The sequence below is a fragment of the Janibacter sp. DB-40 genome (genome assembly GCF_029510815.1).
Taxonomy (GTDB): Bacteria; Actinomycetota; Actinomycetes; order Actinomycetales; family Dermatophilaceae; genus Janibacter.
Genome location: NZ_CP120360.1, coordinates 1,737,122 through 1,754,442 on the forward strand (window position 1 = coordinate 1,737,122; position 17,321 = coordinate 1,754,442).

The 17,321-nt window shown below is 70.3% G+C and carries 22 protein-coding genes, 1 tRNA gene and 1 pseudogene; 11 read left to right on the plus strand and 13 right to left on the minus strand.

Features of this window, described 5'->3' with window-relative positions:
* Positions 1 to 70 precede the first annotated feature (70 nt).
* Entirely contained in the window at positions 71 to 1,234 is a 1,164-nt protein-coding gene (locus PVE36_RS08195) for an MFS transporter (protein WP_277451496.1), read from the plus strand.
* On the opposite strand, the gene PVE36_RS08200 is transcribed toward PVE36_RS08195, so the two are convergent.
* Positions 1,207 to 1,536, minus strand: coding sequence for a primosomal protein (locus PVE36_RS08200; RefSeq protein ID WP_277451497.1), 330 nt, complete (start codon positions 1,534 to 1,536; stop codon positions 1,207 to 1,209). The two genes, PVE36_RS08195 and PVE36_RS08200, sit on opposite strands and share 28 nt — an antisense overlap.
* A 38-nt stretch (positions 1,537 to 1,574) precedes the next feature.
* Between PVE36_RS08200 and PVE36_RS08205 the strand changes: the two genes are divergently transcribed.
* Positions 1,575 to 1,781 (plus strand): DUF5703 family protein, encoded by a 207-nt coding sequence (locus PVE36_RS08205; protein WP_346780572.1) that lies wholly within the window; start codon positions 1,575 to 1,577, stop codon positions 1,779 to 1,781.
* A 6-nt stretch (positions 1,782 to 1,787) separates the two neighbouring features.
* Here the strand turns inward: PVE36_RS08205 and PVE36_RS08210 are convergent, their stop codons facing one another.
* Both PVE36_RS08210 and PVE36_RS08215 read right to left on the minus strand, forming a co-directional pair.
* Complete coding sequence (locus PVE36_RS08210) at positions 1,788 to 3,113, minus strand: M20/M25/M40 family metallo-hydrolase (RefSeq protein WP_277451499.1); 1,326 nt, start codon at positions 3,111 to 3,113, stop codon at positions 1,788 to 1,790.
* Between the two features lie 43 nt (positions 3,114 to 3,156).
* On the minus strand, positions 3,157 to 3,939 hold the full coding sequence (locus PVE36_RS08215; RefSeq protein ID WP_277451500.1) for an alpha/beta fold hydrolase: 783 nt from the start codon (positions 3,937 to 3,939) through the stop codon (positions 3,157 to 3,159).
* Between the two features lie 89 nt (positions 3,940 to 4,028).
* On the opposite strand from PVE36_RS08215, the gene PVE36_RS08220 reads away from it, so the two are divergent.
* From PVE36_RS08220 to PVE36_RS08245, 6 genes are all read left to right on the plus strand, one after another.
* Positions 4,029 to 4,514, plus strand: a complete 486-nt coding sequence (locus PVE36_RS08220; protein WP_277451502.1) for a hypothetical protein — start codon at positions 4,029 to 4,031, stop codon at positions 4,512 to 4,514.
* Between the two features lie 128 nt (positions 4,515 to 4,642).
* Positions 4,643 to 4,831, plus strand: coding sequence for a hypothetical protein (locus PVE36_RS08225; RefSeq protein WP_277451503.1), 189 nt, complete (start codon positions 4,643 to 4,645; stop codon positions 4,829 to 4,831).
* 1 nt (position 4,832) lies between these two features.
* Positions 4,833 to 6,224 (plus strand): amidase, encoded by a 1,392-nt coding sequence (locus PVE36_RS08230; protein ID WP_277451504.1) that lies wholly within the window; start codon positions 4,833 to 4,835, stop codon positions 6,222 to 6,224.
* 210 nt (positions 6,225 to 6,434) lie between these two features.
* Positions 6,435 to 7,301: an ectoine hydroxylase gene (thpD, locus tag PVE36_RS08235; protein WP_277451505.1), complete on the plus strand. Its 867-nt coding sequence runs from the start codon at positions 6,435 to 6,437 to the stop codon at positions 7,299 to 7,301.
* 90 nt (positions 7,302 to 7,391) lie between these two features.
* Entirely contained in the window at positions 7,392 to 7,772 is a 381-nt protein-coding gene (locus tag PVE36_RS08240) for a DUF2267 domain-containing protein (protein WP_277451506.1), read from the plus strand.
* A gap of 128 nt (positions 7,773 to 7,900) precedes the next feature.
* A complete protein-coding gene (locus tag PVE36_RS08245) occupies positions 7,901 to 8,602 on the plus strand; it encodes a TetR/AcrR family transcriptional regulator C-terminal domain-containing protein (protein ID WP_277451507.1) in 702 nt (233 codons plus the stop codon).
* Between the two features lie 104 nt (positions 8,603 to 8,706).
* Here the strand turns inward: PVE36_RS08245 and PVE36_RS08250 are convergent, their stop codons facing one another.
* The 5 genes and pseudogenes from PVE36_RS08250 to PVE36_RS08265 all read right to left on the minus strand — a co-directional run bounded on the left by PVE36_RS08250 (position 8,707) and on the right by PVE36_RS08265 (position 10,557).
* Positions 8,707 to 9,222: an SMI1/KNR4 family protein gene (locus PVE36_RS08250; RefSeq protein WP_277451509.1), complete on the minus strand. Its 516-nt coding sequence runs from the start codon at positions 9,220 to 9,222 to the stop codon at positions 8,707 to 8,709.
* A 56-nt stretch (positions 9,223 to 9,278) separates the two neighbouring features.
* Entirely contained in the window at positions 9,279 to 9,332 is a 54-nt protein-coding gene (locus tag PVE36_RS16225; RefSeq protein WP_346780643.1) for a hypothetical protein, read from the minus strand.
* A 24-nt stretch (positions 9,333 to 9,356) separates the two neighbouring features.
* Positions 9,357 to 9,542 (minus strand): annotated as a pseudogene (locus tag PVE36_RS08255) (3-deoxy-7-phosphoheptulonate synthase); the annotation flags it as partial.
* A gap of 151 nt (positions 9,543 to 9,693) precedes the next feature.
* Complete coding sequence (locus tag PVE36_RS08260; protein ID WP_277451510.1) at positions 9,694 to 10,206, minus strand: hypothetical protein; 513 nt, start codon at positions 10,204 to 10,206, stop codon at positions 9,694 to 9,696.
* 265 nt (positions 10,207 to 10,471) lie between these two features.
* Positions 10,472 to 10,557 (minus strand) — tRNA-Leu (locus tag PVE36_RS08265).
* Positions 10,558 to 10,659: 102 nt separating this feature from the next.
* Here PVE36_RS08265 and PVE36_RS08270 point away from each other — a divergent pair.
* Together PVE36_RS08270 and PVE36_RS08275 are read left to right on the plus strand one after the other, a co-directional pair.
* Positions 10,660 to 11,427, plus strand: a complete 768-nt coding sequence (locus PVE36_RS08270) for a HipA family kinase (RefSeq protein ID WP_277451512.1) — start codon at positions 10,660 to 10,662, stop codon at positions 11,425 to 11,427.
* The gene (locus PVE36_RS08275) at positions 11,424 to 11,804 is read left to right on the plus strand and encodes a DUF3037 domain-containing protein (RefSeq protein ID WP_277451513.1); all 381 of its coding nucleotides are present in this window, start codon (positions 11,424 to 11,426) and stop codon (positions 11,802 to 11,804) included. The genes PVE36_RS08270 and PVE36_RS08275 overlap by 4 nt, the downstream gene beginning before the upstream one ends.
* Here the strand turns inward: PVE36_RS08275 and PVE36_RS08280 are convergent.
* The gene (locus PVE36_RS08280; protein WP_277451515.1) at positions 11,801 to 13,426 is read right to left on the minus strand and encodes an HNH endonuclease signature motif containing protein; all 1,626 of its coding nucleotides are present in this window, start codon (positions 13,424 to 13,426) and stop codon (positions 11,801 to 11,803) included. The two genes, PVE36_RS08275 and PVE36_RS08280, sit on opposite strands and share 4 nt — an antisense overlap.
* 114 nt (positions 13,427 to 13,540) lie before the next feature.
* Between PVE36_RS08280 and PVE36_RS08285 the strand changes: the two genes are divergently transcribed.
* A complete protein-coding gene (locus PVE36_RS08285) occupies positions 13,541 to 14,077 on the plus strand; it encodes a YbhB/YbcL family Raf kinase inhibitor-like protein (protein WP_277451516.1) in 537 nt (178 codons plus the stop codon).
* 45 nt (positions 14,078 to 14,122) lie between these two features.
* On the opposite strand, the gene PVE36_RS08290 is transcribed toward PVE36_RS08285, so the two are convergent.
* The 4 genes from PVE36_RS08290 to PVE36_RS08305 all read right to left on the minus strand — a co-directional run bounded on the left by PVE36_RS08290 (position 14,123) and on the right by PVE36_RS08305 (position 17,297).
* Positions 14,123 to 14,932 carry an RNA methyltransferase gene (locus tag PVE36_RS08290; protein ID WP_277451518.1) on the minus strand — a complete coding sequence of 270 codons (810 nt, stop codon included), beginning with the start codon at positions 14,930 to 14,932 and terminating at the stop codon, positions 14,123 to 14,125.
* Positions 14,933 to 14,941: 9 nt separating this feature from the next.
* Positions 14,942 to 15,667, minus strand: coding sequence for a sulfite exporter TauE/SafE family protein (locus tag PVE36_RS08295; protein WP_277451519.1), 726 nt, complete (start codon positions 15,665 to 15,667; stop codon positions 14,942 to 14,944).
* Positions 15,664 to 16,437: a sulfite exporter TauE/SafE family protein gene (locus PVE36_RS08300; protein ID WP_277451520.1), complete on the minus strand. Its 774-nt coding sequence runs from the start codon at positions 16,435 to 16,437 to the stop codon at positions 15,664 to 15,666. Before PVE36_RS08300 ends, PVE36_RS08295 begins: the two co-directional genes overlap by 4 nt.
* A 74-nt stretch (positions 16,438 to 16,511) precedes the next feature.
* Entirely contained in the window at positions 16,512 to 17,297 is a 786-nt protein-coding gene (locus PVE36_RS08305) for an ABC transporter ATP-binding protein (protein WP_277451521.1), read from the minus strand.
* Between the last annotated feature and the right edge of the window lie 24 nt (positions 17,298 to 17,321).

The window sequence follows — 17,321 nt, forward strand, 5'->3', positions numbered from 1 at the left end:
CCGCACCTTCGCGGCGTGGGAGGCTGGACACCACCACGGTTGACGCGTGACCGCGACGGGGAGGCCGCCCATGGCCGCACCGCTCTTCACCAGGGCCTTCATCGCCCTGTCCGTCTCGGAGCTGGGGTACTTCACGGCCACCGGCATGGCCCTGTTCGCCCTACCGCTCTTCGTGACCGGCCCCCTAGGGGGCGACGAGGTCGGAGCGGGCGTCGCGGTCGGGGTGTTCGCCATCTCGGCCCTCGTGCTGAGGCCGTTCGCCGGTCGGTTCGCCGACACGGTGGGACGGCGGCCCCTGCTCCTGGGCGGAGCCGCAGTCGCGACGGTGTGCTTCGCCCTGCTCAGCGTCACGGACACCTTTGCGCTGGTCATCGCGATCCGTCTGCTGGCCGGTCTCGGGGAGGCCGCCTTCTTCGTCGCCGGCTTCGCGGCACTGGCAGACCTCGCACCACCGGAGCGGATGGGAGAGGCACTGTCGTACAACTCCCTGGGGCTCTACGTCGGGATCGCCATGGGACCGGTGCTCGCGGAAACCCTCCTGCGGGAGGGCGGCTTCCCGGCGGTGTGGGTGGGTGCCGGCGCGTTGAGTGCTCTGGCGGGTGTCGTCCTCGTCCTCGTCGGAGAGACCCGCGGGGCGGGTACCGCCGAGGACGCGGTCCACGGCTTCATCCACCGGCCGTCGCTGCCGATCGTCCTGGGTTTCCTCGCCACGCTGGTCGCGGCGGGTGGCTTCATCGCGTTCGTGTCGCTGTACGCCACGGACCTCGGGTTCGCCAATGCCAGCGTGGCCCTCTTCGCCTACGGCGGCGTCGTCGTGCTGTGCCGGACCGCTCTGGCCCGAGTCCCGGACCTGGTGCCGCCACTCACCCTCGGCTCCGCCTCGCTGGGTGCCATCGCGGTCGGGCTGCTGGTGGCCGCCACGGTGCGCCACCCGGCGGGACTGCTCGTGGGGACCGTCGTGCTGGCGGTGGGCGTCGCGTTCAGCACCCCCGCGTTCTTCTCGGCGATCTTTGCCACGGCCACGCCATCCGATCGCGGCCTCGCCTCAGGGACTGCCACCGCCGCCATCGACCTCGGCCTGGGCATCGGCCCCATCACCCTCGGGCTGGTGGCCTCGGGGTGGGGGATCCCCTGGGCCTTCGCCGCAGGGGGCGCCATCGCGGCGCTCGGCGCTCTCTGGACCCTGGCTCTGCGCCGGCGGTCCCGTCAGCGCCCGGTGTCCTCCTCGTCGTAGTCCTCGTCGTCGAGGCCGCCGTAGGACTGGTCGTCTTCGTCGTCGTCGTAGTCCTCGTCATCGGAGTCCCCGCCGTCCGAGTCCTCCTCGTCGACCATGAACTGCTCGTCGACGACGACGAGCGGCGTCATCTCCCCCGTGGCGTCGTGGAGGGCGTCGTCATAGGCCTCGAAGGCATCGGCGAGGTCCTCGTAGGCCGCGACGACGGTGGGGTCGTCCTCGCCACGGCGCTGGGACGAGGCCTCGAGGTGTCGCTCGAGGGCGGCGATCAGCTGGTTGAGGGCGGGGCGCGGGTCGCTCATGGGGACGACGCTACCGCCATTGGGCCACAATGGTGCCGATGCCCGAGTACGAGTTCCGCACAGTCGTCTTCCCACGGGGTGCCGCGCGCGCCGCGATCCGCCAGGAACTGGCCGATCACGCCGAGTACGGCCACTGGGAGCTGCACCGCAAGGTCGTCTACCTCGGTGGGGTCCAGAAGGCGTGGTTGCGCCGCAAGATCATCCGCGTCCCGCGGCCGAGCCACCTGCCCGAGAGGGTGCGCTGACGCCCCTCAGCAGTCCTCGACGAGGCGCCAGAGCACCTTCGCGCCGAACTCGAGGGAGTCCAGCGGCACCCGCTCGTCGATGCCGTGGAACATCGGCGCGAAGTCCAGGTCCGCCGGCAGACGCAGGGGTGCGAAACCGTAGCCGGTGACCCCGATCGTGGACAGCGCCTTGTTGTCCGTGCCGCCGGAGAGGCAGTACGGCAGGATCGCCGCCCCGGGGTCCTCGGCGAGCAGCGCCGCCTTCATCCGCTCGACGAGCTCCCCCTCGAAGGGCGACTCGAGCGAGGTGTCGGCGTGGCCGACCTCGACGTCCACGTGCTCACCCGCCAGCTCCCGGATGGTGGCCATGAGGTCCTCCTCGTGGCCGGGCAGGAAGCGGCAGTCCAGGGCGGCCGTGGCGTCCTGCGGGATGACGTTGTGCTTGTAGCCGGCGTCGAGCATCGTGATGTTGGCGGTGTCCTGCAGGGCGCCGCGCACGAAGCCGGCCGCCGTACCGATCCGCTCCAGCAGCGTCTCGGCGTCCTCGTCGCTGTAGCCGACCCCGGTGACCTCGGACAGCCCGTCGAGCAGCCCCCTGACCGAGGCGATGAACTCACGCGGCCACTTGTGCGCATCGATGCGGGCGATGGCCTCGGCGAGGTGGACGATCGGGTTGTCGTCCGTGGGGACTGACCCGTGCCCGGCCGTCCCCCTGGCCCGCAGGTGGAGCCAGGCGATGCCCTTCTCCGCGGTCTGGAGGAGATAGGCCCGGCGGGGGTCCCCCTTCGCGTCCTCGACGGTGACGCTGTACCCCCCGACCTCGCTGATGGCCTCGGTGACGCCGTCGAAGACCCCGGGGTGCTCCCTGACCATGAACTGGCTGCCGAGCACTCCCCCGGCCTCCTCGTCGGCGAAGAAGACGAAGAGCAGGTCCCGCGGCGGGACGGTTGCCGTGCGGGCGAGGTGGCGGACCGTCGCGAGCATCATCGCGACCATGTCCTTCATGTCGACCGCGCCGCGGCCCCAGAGGCAGCCGTCGGCCTCCACCGCGGCGAAGGGGGGATGAGTCCAGTCCTCGGCGTGGGCCGGGACGACATCGAGGTGCCCGTGGATGCACAGCGCACCGCGCTCGCGATCGGCGCCGGGGATGCGCACGGAGACCGTGGTGCGGCGCTCCTCCGACTCGAAGACCTGCGGCTCGAGGCCGACCTCGCGCAGCTGCGCGAGGACGTAGTCGGCGGCCTCCCGCTCGCCCGGCCCGTCCTGCCCGGGGCCGTAGTTGCTCGTGTCGATCTGCAGCAGCTCGCGGCAGATGCGCACGACCTCCTGCTCGGGCGCCGTGATCTCGCTCATGTCGGCAGAGTAGTTGGTGGTCGACCCGCCGTCCCGGTCGGCGTCAGTCGACCTCGGGGGTGAAGGTCTCCGGCAGGTACGGGTCGGCCCAGGCCGCGATCAGCTGGGCCGCCCGGCGGGAGTCGGCGGCCCGACGCAGCAGGTGGTCGGCCCCGTCGAGGGCGATGAAGGACTTCGGGTGCCTGGCCGCGCGGAAGATGCTGCTCGCGTTCTCCAGCTCCACGACCTCGTCCTGCGGCGAGTGCATCACGAGCAGCGGTCGCTCGAGGGCTTCGGTCGTGCCGACGGGGTTGAAGGCCTGCAGGTCGTCGACGAAGGCTCGGGAGACCTTCAGCCGCTGCCCGCCGAGGACGACCTCGGCGCGTCCCTCGCGCTCGACCTCGTCGAGCACTCCCTCGAAGAGATGGGTCACGTGGGCCGGGTCCGACGGAGCACCGATCGTGGCCACCGCCGCCACCTCCGGGATCTCCTGGGCCGCCGGGATCACCGCTGCACCACCGAGGGAGTGCCCCACGAGCAGCTGCGGAGCACCGTGCACCGAGCGCATCCAGTCCGCTGCCCGGACGATGTCCGAGACATTGGAGGAGAAGGTCGACTCCGCGAAACGGCCACCGGAGTCCCCCAGCCCGGTGAAGTCGAAGCGCAGCACCGCCAGACCCCGCTCGCACAGCTGCCGCGCGATCCGGCGGGTGGCGTGGTGGTTGCGTCCGCCGGTGAAGCAGTGCGCCATCAGCGCGTACCCCTCGGGCTCCTTGCCGGGCAGGTCGAGGGTGCCGGCGAGGGTCTCGCCGCCGGATCCGGTGAAACTGATCTCTTCGGCGTCCATGCCTCGAGCATGTCAAAGACGGTTACAGGTGCGCACCGAAGCATCCCGGCGCCTTTGCGCTCCCCCGGCGAGAAGGCAGCATCTGCACCATGTGGTCACGCCCCCTTCGCCGACGACGCCGACGCACCAGTTCGGCACCGACCCACACCCGCACGCCGCTGCGGCTGACCGCCGAGTCGCGGGTGACCGCCTCGGTCTCCGACTCCCGGGCCTGGTACATCATCGACGTGACGACCGGAGGCAGCCTCGACAGCGCTGAGGACGGGCACCAGCTGGTCCTGCCCACCGGTCGGGAGGTCGTCGTCACGGGCCATGAACGTCCGTCGAGGCTCAGGTGGCGGGACGCCCACCCCGACACCGGCACGACCGGCAGCGGCGGGCTCCTGGCCCTCAAGAGCTGGATCGACAACTCGACCACGATCACCCTCACGCACTACATCGACCTGCCGCCCGGTACCTCGTGGAGGCTGGTGACGGCCCGCCAGGAGCTCCTTGACGCTGACGTGAAGGCGCACGCCCGTGCGTGGGTGGAGCGCTTGGCCCGCCACGGCGCGGCCACCACCGGCAACACCTGAGCCACAGGGCCACGCGCTCGCCGGGCAACGGGTACATGCTCTGGTGAGGGGCTGTTGACAACGTGAGGGGTGATGGCCAGAGTTTGGCCCAATGTGATCGGCATCACCATGGATTGAGTGGAGAGAGCATGGCTCGCACCCTTGACCCCGCTGCGCTTGACCACGCATTGGCGTTGGCTCGTCTGGAACTGCCCGAGGAGCGCCGCGACGTGGTCAGTGCGGCCGCCGAACTCGTCTTCGGTCTTGCGGACTCGTTGGACGCGGTGCCCCTCGGAGAGACCCCCATGTCACCGGCCTACGACGCCAGGTGGGAGTGACATGGCCCTTCACGAGCTGACCTTGGCGCAGGTCTCCGCGAAGGTGCGCGCCAAGGACGTTTCGCCGGTCGAGGTCACGGAAGCGATCCTCACCCGCGTGGACGAGGTCGAGCCGGCCATCTCGGCCTTTGCGACCCTCACTCGCGACAGGGCGCTGGCGTCCGCGCGGGTAGCGGCGGAGGAGATCAGCAAGGGCCGGTACCGCGGGCCTCTGCACGGTGTGCCCATCGGGCTGAAGGATCTCTACGAAGTTGCCGGGGTCCCGAACACTGCCAGCTCCAAGGTGCGGGCCGACTACGTGCCCGACGAGGACGGCGCCGTGACCCAGATGCTGGCGAGGGCCGGCTCCGTGCTGATCGGTAAGACCCACACCCACGAGTTCGCCTACGGCGCGACCACGCCCACCACGCGCAACCCGTGGAACACCGCCATGACCGCGGGCGGATCCAGCGGAGGAACCGCCGCAGCCCTGGCGGCCGGGCTGATCTACGCAGGCATGGGCACCGACACCGGTGGGTCCATCCGCATCCCTGCCGCGGTGTGCGGCACGGTCGGGCTCAAGCCAACGTACGGGCGGGTACCGCGCCGCGGTCTCACTTCCCTCTCGTGGTCCCTCGACCACGCTGGTCCCTTGACCAGGACGGCTGAGGATGCGGCCATCATGCTCGGCCACGTCGCGGGCTACGACCCTGCCGACCCCGCCTCGGTCGACGTACCGATCCCGGACTACTCCGCCGGCTTGACCGGCGACATCACCGGTCTGCGGATCGGGATACCGACCAACTACTTCACCGACAACGTCAACCCCGAGGTCGCCGAGCGCGCCGCGGCCGCCGTTGCCACGCTGAGGGACCTCGGGGCGGCCATCCGCGAGGTCGAGATCCCCATGGCGGAGGCAATCCTCGCCACCGAATGGGGCCTGCTGGTACCGGAGGCGAGCGCGTACCACCAGCAGATGCTCAGGGAGAAGGGCCATCTGTACACCGATGAGGTGAGGACGTTCCTCGAAGCAGGTGAGCTGGTCCCGGCCACCGACTACATCAAGGCACTGCGCGTGCGGACCCTGATTCGCGCCGCTTTCAAGGACCTCTACCGGGACATCGACGTGCTCGTCGCACCGACGGTCAGCTCCCCCGGGTTGCCGCTGGACGACCTCGAGGTCACGTGGCCGGACGGCAGCACCGAGTCCGCCACGATCACCTACGTGCGGTTGAGCGCCCCGGGCAATGTCACCGGACTGCCTTCACTGTCGATGCCCTCCGGCTTCACCGAGGACGGCATGCCGACCGGAATCCAGATCATCGGTCGCCCCTTCGACGAGACGACCGTCCTCAATGTCGGGCACGCCTACGAGATGTCCACGCAGTGGCCCCGTCTGGCGCCCATGTCCTGAGCGCCCCTCCCCGGGGCAGTCGCCCTCCTACGCGCCACCGCACCGGGCCGACGCTCGCGGCGGTCGGCACGTGGCTTCGAAGGCTCTTTGACACAACCCGGAAGAGGCTGTTTACAGTGTAAACATCGCTAAATCGCTTCGGCCGAGACGCCGAACAGGACGAAAGGACTCTTCATCGAGACCAAGACCATCCAGACAACAGCTCCACCCGTGGACGTCTACCGCACGCGGCTCGAGGCGCGCAGCCAGATCGAGCCGCGCGTGCACCCGGTCGTGTGGGGAGCGGACCCCTCGGGTCCGCTGTCGACGGAGCAGGTGCTCGCCTACGACGAGCACGGCTACCACACCGCCGAGGGCGTCCTCAGCGACACGGACATCACCACGTGCCTGTCCGAGGTCGACTCGGTCACCTCTCACCTGGGGGACGACGAGCGCGTCGTGCGTGAGTCCACGAACGGTGAGGTGCGATCGCTCTTCGACGCCCACCGGTTCAGCGACGCCATCGCCGGCATCTGCGCTCGCGAGGAGATCATGGGCGTGGCCGAGCAGATCCTCGGTGACGAGGTCTACATCCACCAGAGTCGAGTCAACCTCAAGCCCGGTTTCGGCGGAGGACCGTTCTACTGGCACAGCGACTTCGAGACCTGGCACGCCGAGGACGGGATGCCCGCACCACGCGCTCTGAGCGTCTCGCTGTCGTTGACGCCCAACTACACCACCAATGGCGCGCTGATGATCGTGCCCGGATCACACAAGCACTTCGTCAGCTGCGTGGGCCAGACGCCTGACGACTACCACCAGCAGTCGTTGACCTCGTACCGTCCGCCCGTCGGCACCCCTGACGAGGACGATGTGAGCACGCTCGCCGAGGAGCACGGCATCGACATGATCACCGGGTCTGCCGGGTCCGCGCTGTACTTCGACTCCAACTGCCTGCACGCCTCGGCCGGCAACATCTCTCCCGACCCGCGGAACAACCTCTTCGTGGTCTTCAACGCCCGGTCGAACGCCCTGCAGGCACCCTTTGCCGCAGCGCGTCACCGGCCGGAGCACCTGGCCCACCACGCCCCCGCCTGACACGCACATGGTGCTGCTGGGGCACCCCCGGACCGTGGGGGTGCTGCACGAGCCCATGTGCTCAGAACAGATAGACGAGAAGGAGTCATCATGCGATACGACGAGTTCCTGGCCACTGTGGCCAGCCACGGCGGTCCCACTGACCGCGAGCACGCAGCCACTGCCACCCGCACCGTCCTGGAGGACCTGGGCAAGCGACTGGTCGGCAACGAGCCGCGTGATCTGGCCAGCCAGCTGCCCAGCGAGATGCAGCAGCCGCTGCTCGAGCACAACGGTCAGCAGGAGACCGGCGACGACTTGGATGAGTTCCTTCGCCGGGTCGCCGAGCACGAGGGCCGAGGATGCGGCCCGGAGGAGGCCCTGGCACACGCACGAGCGGTGCTGTCCTCGATGGCCACATTCGTCTCGGCCGGCGAGATCGCCGATCTGCGGTCGCAGCTGCCTGCAGGCTTCTCGGTCCTGTTCGAGTAGGAACCGACCGTGTGTGCGAGCCCGGTCCGGGGTAGCGCTGGCCGGCACCGGCCACGGCGCACCCCGGGCCGGAGCCGGGACCGGGTGAGAGGGTGGTGCCCCCAGTCTCATCCACCAGTGGAGAGCGCATGACGCAGCGACCCAAGCGCGGTCCGGACAGCGCCGCAGACACGCGGCACGCCAGGAAGCGCTCCTCCAGCCTGACCCGTGAACGGGTCCTGGACGCGGCGATCCACCTCGTTGACCAGCACGGGTGGCGCACCCTGACGATGCGCCGGTTGGGGCACGAACTCGACGTGGAGGCCATGGCGCTTTACCGCCACGTCGCCGATCGCGACGATCTCCTCGATGGCATCGTCGACCGCATCGTCGACACGATGGACGACGACCCGCAGGTGCTGACCACACCCGAGCACGGGTGGCAGGACTTCCTCGAGCGACTCGCGCACGGATTCCGTCGGGTCGCGCTCACGCACCCGTCCATCTTTCCGATACTCGTCTCGCGCCCCCCGCAGGCGCCGTGGCTGCGCCCACCCATGCGCAGCCTGCGTTGGGTCGAGATCTTTCTCGACGGCCTGATCTCCGAAGGTTTCGGGGACCGGGAGGCCGTCGCTGCCTACCGCACTTTCACCAGCTTCCTGCTCGGATACCTGCTGCTGGAGGCGGCAGTCCACGCCGACGAGGGGCAGCACGAGCCCACCGGCGGACGGGACGAGCTGGCGTCCTTCCCCCATCTCGAGCACCTGCAGGGTGAGCTGGCGAAGAACGAGTCCGAGCGTGAGTTCGCAGAGGGACTCGCCCACATCATGGAGCGCATCCGCCGTTCCTGAGCCACGGCCGTGTCGTCACGGGCGCCGACGCCCCCAACACGCGACACGCCTGTGCAGGGGGGCGAGGAAGTCCGTGGAGGATCTGCCCACCGTCGCAGGTACTGCTACTCCAAGCCGTTCTTGCGGCGTAGCTCCGCGATCATCGCCAGGTCCTCCTCGGGCAGCTCGTACGGCTCGAGCTCTTCCAGGTACGCAGCGAACCCGTCGCTGATGCGGGTGAGGTTGCGGTGCGTCGCAGGCTCGTCCTCGTCGGCTTCCTCCTCGTGGTCCCAGAAGTGGATCGACCCGACGTCGTCTCCTCGCCACTGGATGAGAACCAGGTTCCCTCCCGGGTCTTCACCGACCGGGAGGAACTCGCTCGGGTAGCGGCCCTCGTACGCCTCCAGGCTCCGCTCCATGGATCGGTACTCGTCCTCGATACCGATCCCGTACAGGCAGTCGATGCCGAAGTCGCCGTCCGCCGTCAGGGGGTGGTGGAAGTCCGTGGTCGCCCACCCGCCGTTGACCGTGAGCAGGAACTGCCGGTACTCGTCGGGCAGCGTCACCCCCACCCGTTCCTCGAACTCCTCGAGCGCCTGCGCCGACAGCGGCGGGCCGGTGCGATCAAGCTCCAACGTCATCAGTGCCTCACTTCCTCACGGCCACGCCACCAGCGTGCCCGATAGCTGTGTGCAGGTCATTCGGGATCAGCTGCACCGTCTTCGCATCCTCGACATGATGCCAAGTCCATCCACTCAGCCTCTTCCGCCAAGAGGTCGCCGGTGCGCGAGTCCACGCGGGTCATCGGACGCTCGTAGTCCAGCAGCAGTGCCTCGTGGGCGGACCAGAACTCGGTGGTCTTCATCGCGTCGAAGTCGACCCCGCAGGCCGCCATGAAGCGCATCGCCTTGTCGATCTCGCGGGCCAGGCCCTCGTACCGGCGGTTGGCCGCGTTGGAGACGGCCCACAGCGGCCCAGCCGGGAGCGAAGTCCTCAGCACCGCCTTCACGTACCTCACCGGATCGGGCAAGCGGACGCGAACCCCTCGAGGACGAGCGCGCGTCAGACCTCCACGAGACGAGTCACATCGGGGCGGACCGGCTGCAGAATCGTCAACCACGCATCGTCGATGACGGTGACCGAGAGCTGGTAACCCATATCTGCCATGTGCTCGCGTAGTACGTCACCCCGTCGATGACCAGCAGATCGGTGCGGGCACGGTTGGTGACGCTTTCGCCCGGCTCGTCGCGGTAGGCGAAGTCGACGACCCGTTTCGGCAAGCGAACCCCGGACTCAACCAGCTGATCGACCAAGCCGGACGCCTGAACACCGGGGATGCTGCGCGCGTCCTCGGCCTCCTCGCCGACCGGGAACGAGAACGTCGACAGTTCCACCGCCCGCACACCCTTGACGCCACTCTCCGGCGCCACCACCGCACGATTGATACCGAACCCCGTGGGCTCGTGCCGGGTCTCCCAGAACTCGGGAACCGACTCCTCGTCAGCGAACCAGAACGTCCGCACCGAATGCTCCTCTCGCGACCGCACAGCGATGTGGCCAAGGATGTATTGCACCGCGTCGCAGCCGCCGGAGTCGGTACGCCGGTGTGTCAGCCGGGCAGACATCGTCGCCAGCCGCGGCGAAGGTGAGCAGCCAGTGGTGGGGCAACGCAGAGATCGCATGTGCGGCCTCGATGCGCGCAGTCGGACGACGGCTGGGGCCGCTGGACTCCGGGGCCGATCCCCACACCTCGGCCCCGGAGCCCACGGGGCCACACCTGTCTTGAATCCACTCCGTCGCACGCCCTGAAACCGAAAAAACCTCGGTCAGACCCAATGTCTGACCGAGGTTTCGTGAACCAGATCCACGACTGTCGTGAACCCGCATCTGTGTCCGAGGGGGGACTTGAACCCCCATGCCCTAATACGGGCACTAGCACCTCAAGCTAGCGCGTCTGCCAATTCCGCCACCCGGACGAGTGGTGCTGACCGGTGGTTGGGGCCACCGGGGCAACGACGAGAAACTTTACACGGGGATGCGCCCACGATGAAATCCGGGGCGGGACATAGGCTGCACCCGTGCTCGAGACCGTCACCGCGACCCGATTCGCGGTCCCCCTGCGCGAAGGGGGTTCCCTCCCCGGACTCGTCGAGGCCGACGACCTGGGGATGTACGTCGTGAAGTTCCGCGGCGCCGGCCAGGGCCTGAAGGTGCTCGTCGCCGAGATCCTCGTCGGGGAGATCGCCCGGCGCCTGGACATCCCGGTCCCCCGGCTCGCCGTCGTCGACCTGACCAAGGACATCGCCCGCTACGAGGCCGACGAGGAGGTCCAGGACCTGCTCACGGCCTCGGTCGGCACCAACCTGGGTCTGGACTACCTGCCCGGATCCTTCGGCTACGACGGATCTCGTCCGGCGACACGTGCGCAGGCGGAGCCGATCGTCTGGCTCGACGCCTTCACGGCCAACGTCGACCGGACGTGGGCCAACCCCAACCTGCTCGTGTGGGGCGGGCGCCCGTGGGCCATCGACCACGGTGCGGCCCTGTACTTCCACCACTCGTGGCGGCGGCGCGCACCCGATCCCGGGCGTTTCGCGGACCAGCCCTTCTCCGTCGAGGACCACGTCCTGCGTGACCTCACCGACGACCTGGCGGCGGTGCACGAGCGCGCCGAGGCGACCCTGGACGACGAGACCCTCAGGGGCGTCATCGACCTCGTGCCCGAGGAGTGGCTCGAGACGAGCGAGCACCTCACGACGACCGGCGCCGTGCGCTCGGCCTACCTCGAGCACCTCGTCGCCCGTCGTGACCGCCCCGACGCCTGGCTGCCCGGAGGTGGGCGATGACCCGCATGCCCTACCAGTACGTCGTGCTCCGCTGCGTCCCCGACGCCGAGCGCGAGGAGTTCATCAACGTCGGCATCGTGCTGCGCTGCCAGGCGGCGGACCACCTCGAGGCCGCGTTCGCCGTCGACCACGCCCGGCTGGCGGCCTTCGCGCCCAGCCTGGACCCGGATGAGCTCGACGCGGCGCTGCAGGTCGTCTGCGACGTCGCGGCCGGACGCGAAGGGGGCGGCCGCCCCCGCCTCGGGGACGACGGACGGCGCTTCGGCTGGCTCAGTGCGCCCCGCTCGACGGTGGTGCGGCCCGGGCCGGTGCACAGCGGCCTGACCGAGGACCCGGCGAGCGAGGTGCAACGGCTCCTCGACCGGCTCGTGCGCTAGGCCGCGTGGAGTCCGTCGAGGTGTACCTCGAGGCGGGAGTGGGTCAGGGCCGGCGGCACCGGCTCACGCGGATGCGGGATGTCGCGCCCCACCCCGAGCAGGGGTGGCGCGGGACAGGGATGGTCCTGTCCGTGGGTGGTGGTCAGGTTGACCTCGTGGGGCCGGTCGCCGGGATCGAGCCCGGTGGACGTGACAGTGGCTCGCCAGCCCCGGGCTTCCTTGTCGAGGTTGTGCCGTTCGCACAGACCCCACCCGTTGCCCGCACTGGTAGGGCCGCCGTCCGCCGCGGGGTGGGCGTGGTCGACCTGCCTGGTCTGGGCATCGCACCATGGGACGCGGCAGGTGGCGTCCCGCAGGGCGATCAGAGCGCGCAGAGCGCCGCTGTGGAACCGTTGTCGTGACTCCATCGCGACCAGGTTCCGTCCGTCCGGTGTGGTGAAGAGCCGGCGCAACCAGATCCCCGAGCTGCGCTCGTCCTCTGACTCGGCAGACTCCAACTCGTCCAGGAGGCGGGTCAGGTGCTCGCGGGCGCTGTGCGGCGGAAGGGCGCCCCATCCGGGCACCTCGACCGCCCCGTCGCCCCGGGCTCGGCGGCCCGCGCCATGCCCGGTCGCGCCATCACCCCCGGTCCCGTGGCCCGCGACTCCGCCGCCCGCATTGCCGGCCACCGGGTCGTCGTCGCCCGGGTCCCCATGGGTGGGCAGGAACGTCGTGTCGCTCATGACCAGACCGACCTCGACGGGCTGGGCCCGCCCCTCGTCCCGTCCGGACAGACGCTCCAGTGCGGTGTCGGCCATCCATGCACCCCGGCTGCGCTCGTCTGCAGCGCGCTCAGCGTCCACCTGCGAATCACCCGTCACGACGAATCGCGTCGCCTCCGCCGCAGTCAGCGACGCGTGGGCACCGACGACGTCGGTGAGCGGACCCAGGACCGAGAGCCACGCCATCCCGTCCGGCGCCGGGCGCGTGCTCACCCTGCGGGAGGCCACGGCCCTCTCGTTGCGCCTGACCACACTGGCCGGGTCGATCCCGGTGCACGCCCGGTGGGCGGCGCCCCGCAGCGCGCGGTCCCCCAACCCGGTCAGGTCCCCGGCCAGGCGGCGATCGGCCTCTCTGCGGTCCTGTGGTGACAAGCAGGTCGTCTCCTGGGCGACGAGACCCGCCCTGGACTCGCTGACCCGTCCGGCAGTCAACGCGGACATCGTCTGTGGCAGGACGGAGCACCAGGCCCGTGCCGTGGCCACGTGCCGATCGGCCTGCACCGGCGAGCACCGCCGCGCCAGAGCGACCTCGCTGCGCGCCGCGCTGTGCCGCCGACGCGCCTCGCCGCGCGTGATCTCCTCACGCACCCGAGCGGCTGACGCGTCCTGCTCCACCTGCTCCACGAAGTGCACCGTCGCCCGCGCCTGGACCGCCGAGACAGCGGACTTGATCTCCTCCGCCACCGTGACCACCTGCAGGCACTCCGCCCGGGTCAGTCCGACCACGTCCGTCAGCCCCGAGAGCCACTCACGGGTATCGCCCAACAGCTCCGCCATCCCGGGAAGACCCGCGACCACGTCGGCCGTCCCGCCCTCGGCCGCAAGACCACGCGGACTGTCGGTGTCGACTGGCACGGTCACGATCGTCCCTCCTCATGGGATGGGTTTGCTCATGGTCCATTCGAACAGGTGTTCGAGTCGATGTCAAGAGCGGCATCCTCCGAACCACCGAGTGGAGCATCTAGGGTCGGGACCATGGACTTCACACGACCGACTGCACCAGACCCCTACGAGATGCTCCCGGCCACGGCGTCCTTCGACGTCACCAGCGAGGACTTCGTCGACGGCGGGACCCTGCCCGACGCACAGGTCGCCTCCGGCGGCAACCGCAGTCCGCAGCTGTCCTGGTCCGGCGCGCCGGAGGGGACGAAGAGCTTCGCTGTCTCCTGCTTCGACCCGGACGCCCCCACTCCGGCCGGCTTCTGGCACTGGACCGTGGTCGACCTGCCCGCGGACACGACCTCGCTGCCGGCGGACGCCGGGGCCGAGGGTGGCGCGAACCTCCCCGAGGGCGCCTTCATGACCACCACCGACAACGGCACTCGGGACTTCGGCGGGGCCGCCCCGCCGGAGGGCGACATGGTGCACCGCTACTTCTTCGCTGTGCACGCCCTCGACGTCGAGCCGGGTGGTCTCGGCATCGACGGCGACGTCAGCTGCACGGTCGCGGCGTTCACCTACCTGCCACACACGCTCGGCCGGGCCGTCATCACCGGCACCTACCAGGCCTGAGCGCGGCTGCAGTCCGGCGGGGCCGTGGGCCGACGGGGCTGCGGGTCAGCGCACCCGCAGCTCCCACGCGGCCACGGCTCCCGCGGCCGCGACGTTGAGCGAGTCGACCACGCCGGTCATCGGGATCGTCACCGTGAGGTCGACCTGCCCGAGTGTCCGGCGCGCCAGCCCGTCGCCCTCGGTGCCCAGGACCAGCGCGAGGCGCTCGGGCGGGTCGGCCGACAGCTCGTCGAGCCCGACCGCGTCCGGCGCCAACGCCAGTGCCGCCACCGTGAACCCGGCCTCGCGCAGTGCCTCGATGCCGCCGGGCCACGGGTCGATCCGTGTCCACGGCACCTGGAAGACCGTGCCCATCGAGACCCGGATGGCCCGCCGGTAGAGCGGGTCGGCACACCTGGGTGTCACGAGGACGGCGTCCGTCCCCAGCGCCGCAGCAGAACGGAAGACGGCACCGACGTTGGTGTGGTCGACGACGTCCTCGATCACGAGCACGCGGCGGGCTCCGTCGAGCACCTGGGCCAGCGACGGCAGCTGCGGTCGGTGCATCGAGGCCAGCGCACCGCGGTGCAGGTTGTACCCGGTGATCCCCTCGATCACCTCCGCCGTCCCGGTGTAGACCGGGACCCCCTTCGCCTCCGCCTCCTCGACGATGTCGGCGAGGTCGGTCAACCACCGCTCCCCCATGAGGAAGGCGCGTGGTTCGTGACCGGTGGAGAGGGCGCGGCGGATGACCTTCTCGCTCTCGGCGAGGTAGAGCCCCCCGGCCGGCTCGAGGAGGCGTCGCATCTTCACGTCGGTCAGCCCGACGAAGTCGCGCAGGCGTTCGTCCCCGGGGTCGGTGATGGTGATCGGCACGGGACGAGGCTAGAGCAGGGTGCGGAGGATGACGCCGAGGCTGGCCACGACGCAGAAGGCCAGGACGACCCGGCGCAGGGCCCTCGCGTCCAGCCGCGAGCGCACCGGCCCCGCCAGCAGGTGCCCCGCGACGACGAAGGGCCACCACGTGACCCCGGCCCGCAGCTGCTCGGCGCTCACCTGACCGGCCAGGGCCAGTCCCGCGAGGCTCACGCCCGTCCCGACGATGAAGAAGACGGCCAGGGTGGCGCGCAGGCGGTGCGGTGGTTCGTGCTGCATCGCCAGCGCCATGAAGGGGCCACCGATCGACGCGGCGGTCCCGGAGACCCCGCTGATGCCCCCAGCGGTCAGCATGCTGCCCCTGGTGGGCCGGATGTCCACGGCCCTGACCGAGACGGCCACGGTGACCAGGATGAGCACCCCGACGAGCAGGGCGATGGCGTCGGCGGAGGTCACGGCCACGATGACGATGCCCAGGGGTGTGGCCAGCAGGCGGGCCACGAGGGACCAGCCGAGCGGCTGCCAGGAGATCTCCCGCGGTCCGCTCGCGAGCTGCACGAAGGGCAGGAAGATCGCGCACACCATCAACGACACCGGCATCAGCTGCGGCTCGACCACGACGACCAGCGGCGCCGAGACGACCGCGATGCCGAAGCCGATCGAGGACTGGACGAACGCTCCGATCCCCACGGCCATCCCGAGAGCGAGGATCGTCGGGTCGAGCCAGGCCGTCACGGGAAGAAGACGAACTTGACGAGGCCGACGAGACCGACGACGACGATGACGGCGCGCAGGACGTTCGGCGCCAGCCGCCGGCCGTAGCGGGCCCCGAGGACACCGCCGATGATCGCGCCGACGGCGACGAGACCCGCGATCCGCCAGTCGACGAGGTCGGGCTCGACGATGATGAAGACGAGGGACGCGACGGCGTTGACGATGGTGCCCAGGACGTTCTTCAGCCCGTTGAGCGCCTGCAGCCGCTCCGTCGACAGCGCCGAGAGCAGACCGATGAGGATGACTCCCTGCGCCGCGCCGAAGTAGCCGCCGTACACGCCGGCCAGGAGCACCCCCGCCATGAGGGCCGCGACCTGCCAGACGGGGACCCTGCCGCCCTCGTGGTGGTGTCGCCTGGCCCAGGCGGACAGTCGCGGGCCGAGGACGACGAGCAGGATGCCGATGGCGATGAGCACGGGGACGACCGTGGCGAAGGCCTCCGGCGGGAGCACGAGCAGGAGCAGGGCGCCGATGATGGCGCCGAGGACCGACATGGGGATCAGCTGGGCGACCTTGCGTCCCATGCCCTTCATCTCGGGCAGGTAGCCGATCGTCCCGCTGATGCCGCCGGCGACGAGGCCGACGGAGTTGGAGATGTTGGCCGTCAGGGGCGGCACGCCGAGCACGAGCAGCGTCGGGAAGGTCACGAGCGTGCCGGACCCCACGAGGGTGTTGATGCCGCCCGCCCACACGGCAGCGAGCACCACTGCACCGATCTCGAGCCAGGACACCCGGTCACCCTAGACCGCGTGGACCACGGAGGCGGCGCCGGTCCGCCTGTCAGCCCCGCGCGCCGGTCCGCCTGTCAGCCCCGCGCACGGGAGGACCAGCGCTGCCCGTGCTGCTCCAGCACGAGGTCGAGGCCGAAGGTCTCCGAGAGGTTGGCCTCGGTCAGCGTCAGCTCGATGGGCCCCTGGGCGACGACGCGGCCCTCGCGCAGCATGAGCACGTCGGTGAAGTTCGGCGGGATCTCCTCGACGTGGTGGGTCACCATGACCACCGCGGGCGCCTCGAGGTCGGCGGCGATCTCGCCGAGCCGGGCGACGAGGTCCTCCCGGCCGCCGAGGTCGAGCCCGGCGGTCGGCTCGTCGAGGAGCATCAGCTCGGGGTCGGTCATCAGGGCCCGCGCGATCTGCACGCGCTTGCGCTCCCCCTCCGACAGCGTCCCGAAGGGCCGCTCGGCCAGGTGCGCCACCCCGAGCACGTCGAGCAGCTCACGGGCGCGTCCGTGGTCGAGGTCCTCGTAGGACTCCCGCCACCGGCCGACGACTCCCCACGAGGCGGTGACGACGACGTCCTGGACCCTCTCCCCCTTCGGGATCCGCTCGGCGAGCGCCGCCGAGGACAGGCCGATCCGCGGACGCAGGTCGAACACGTCGACGGTGCCGAGCACCTCGCCGAGGATGCCGACGACACCGCTCGTCGGATGCATGCGGGCGGCGGCGAGCTGGAGGAGGGTGGTCTTGCCGGCTCCGTTGGGGCCGAGGATGACCCAGCGTTGCCCCTCCTCGACCTCCCAGTCGACGTCGGCGAGCAGCGTGGTGGCGCCACGCACCACGGTGGCACCGGCGAGGGCGAGGACATCACTCATGCCCCGACCCTAACCGCCGGTCCC

Coding starts and splice junctions, on each gene's coding strand:
- PVE36_RS08215 (WP_277451500.1), bottom strand. CDS start 3,939: ATGGACGCCGAAGAGATCAGTTTCACCGGATCCGGCGGCGAGACCCTC.
- PVE36_RS08260 (WP_277451510.1), bottom strand. CDS start 10,206: ATGTCTGCCCGGCTGACACACCGGCGTACCGACTCCGGCGGCTGCGAC.
- PVE36_RS08230 (WP_277451504.1), top strand. CDS start 4,833: ATGGCCCTTCACGAGCTGACCTTGGCGCAGGTCTCCGCGAAGGTGCGC.
- PVE36_RS08305 (WP_277451521.1), bottom strand. CDS start 17,297: ATGAGTGATGTCCTCGCCCTCGCCGGTGCCACCGTGGTGCGTGGCGCC.
- PVE36_RS08240 (WP_277451506.1), top strand. CDS start 7,392: ATGCGATACGACGAGTTCCTGGCCACTGTGGCCAGCCACGGCGGTCCC.
- PVE36_RS08195 (WP_277451496.1), top strand. CDS start 71: ATGGCCGCACCGCTCTTCACCAGGGCCTTCATCGCCCTGTCCGTCTCG.
- PVE36_RS08220 (WP_277451502.1), top strand. CDS start 4,029: ATGTGGTCACGCCCCCTTCGCCGACGACGCCGACGCACCAGTTCGGCA.
- PVE36_RS08245 (WP_277451507.1), top strand. CDS start 7,901: ATGACGCAGCGACCCAAGCGCGGTCCGGACAGCGCCGCAGACACGCGG.
- PVE36_RS08205 (WP_346780572.1), top strand. CDS start 1,575: ATGCCCGAGTACGAGTTCCGCACAGTCGTCTTCCCACGGGGTGCCGCG.
- PVE36_RS08200 (WP_277451497.1), bottom strand. CDS start 1,536: ATGAGCGACCCGCGCCCCGCCCTCAACCAGCTGATCGCCGCCCTCGAG.
- PVE36_RS08210 (WP_277451499.1), bottom strand. CDS start 3,113: ATGAGCGAGATCACGGCGCCCGAGCAGGAGGTCGTGCGCATCTGCCGC.
- PVE36_RS08275 (WP_277451513.1), top strand. CDS start 11,424: ATGACCCGCATGCCCTACCAGTACGTCGTGCTCCGCTGCGTCCCCGAC.
- PVE36_RS08250 (WP_277451509.1), bottom strand. CDS start 9,222: ATGACGTTGGAGCTTGATCGCACCGGCCCGCCGCTGTCGGCGCAGGCG.
- PVE36_RS08285 (WP_277451516.1), top strand. CDS start 13,541: ATGGACTTCACACGACCGACTGCACCAGACCCCTACGAGATGCTCCCG.
- PVE36_RS08225 (WP_277451503.1), top strand. CDS start 4,643: ATGGCTCGCACCCTTGACCCCGCTGCGCTTGACCACGCATTGGCGTTG.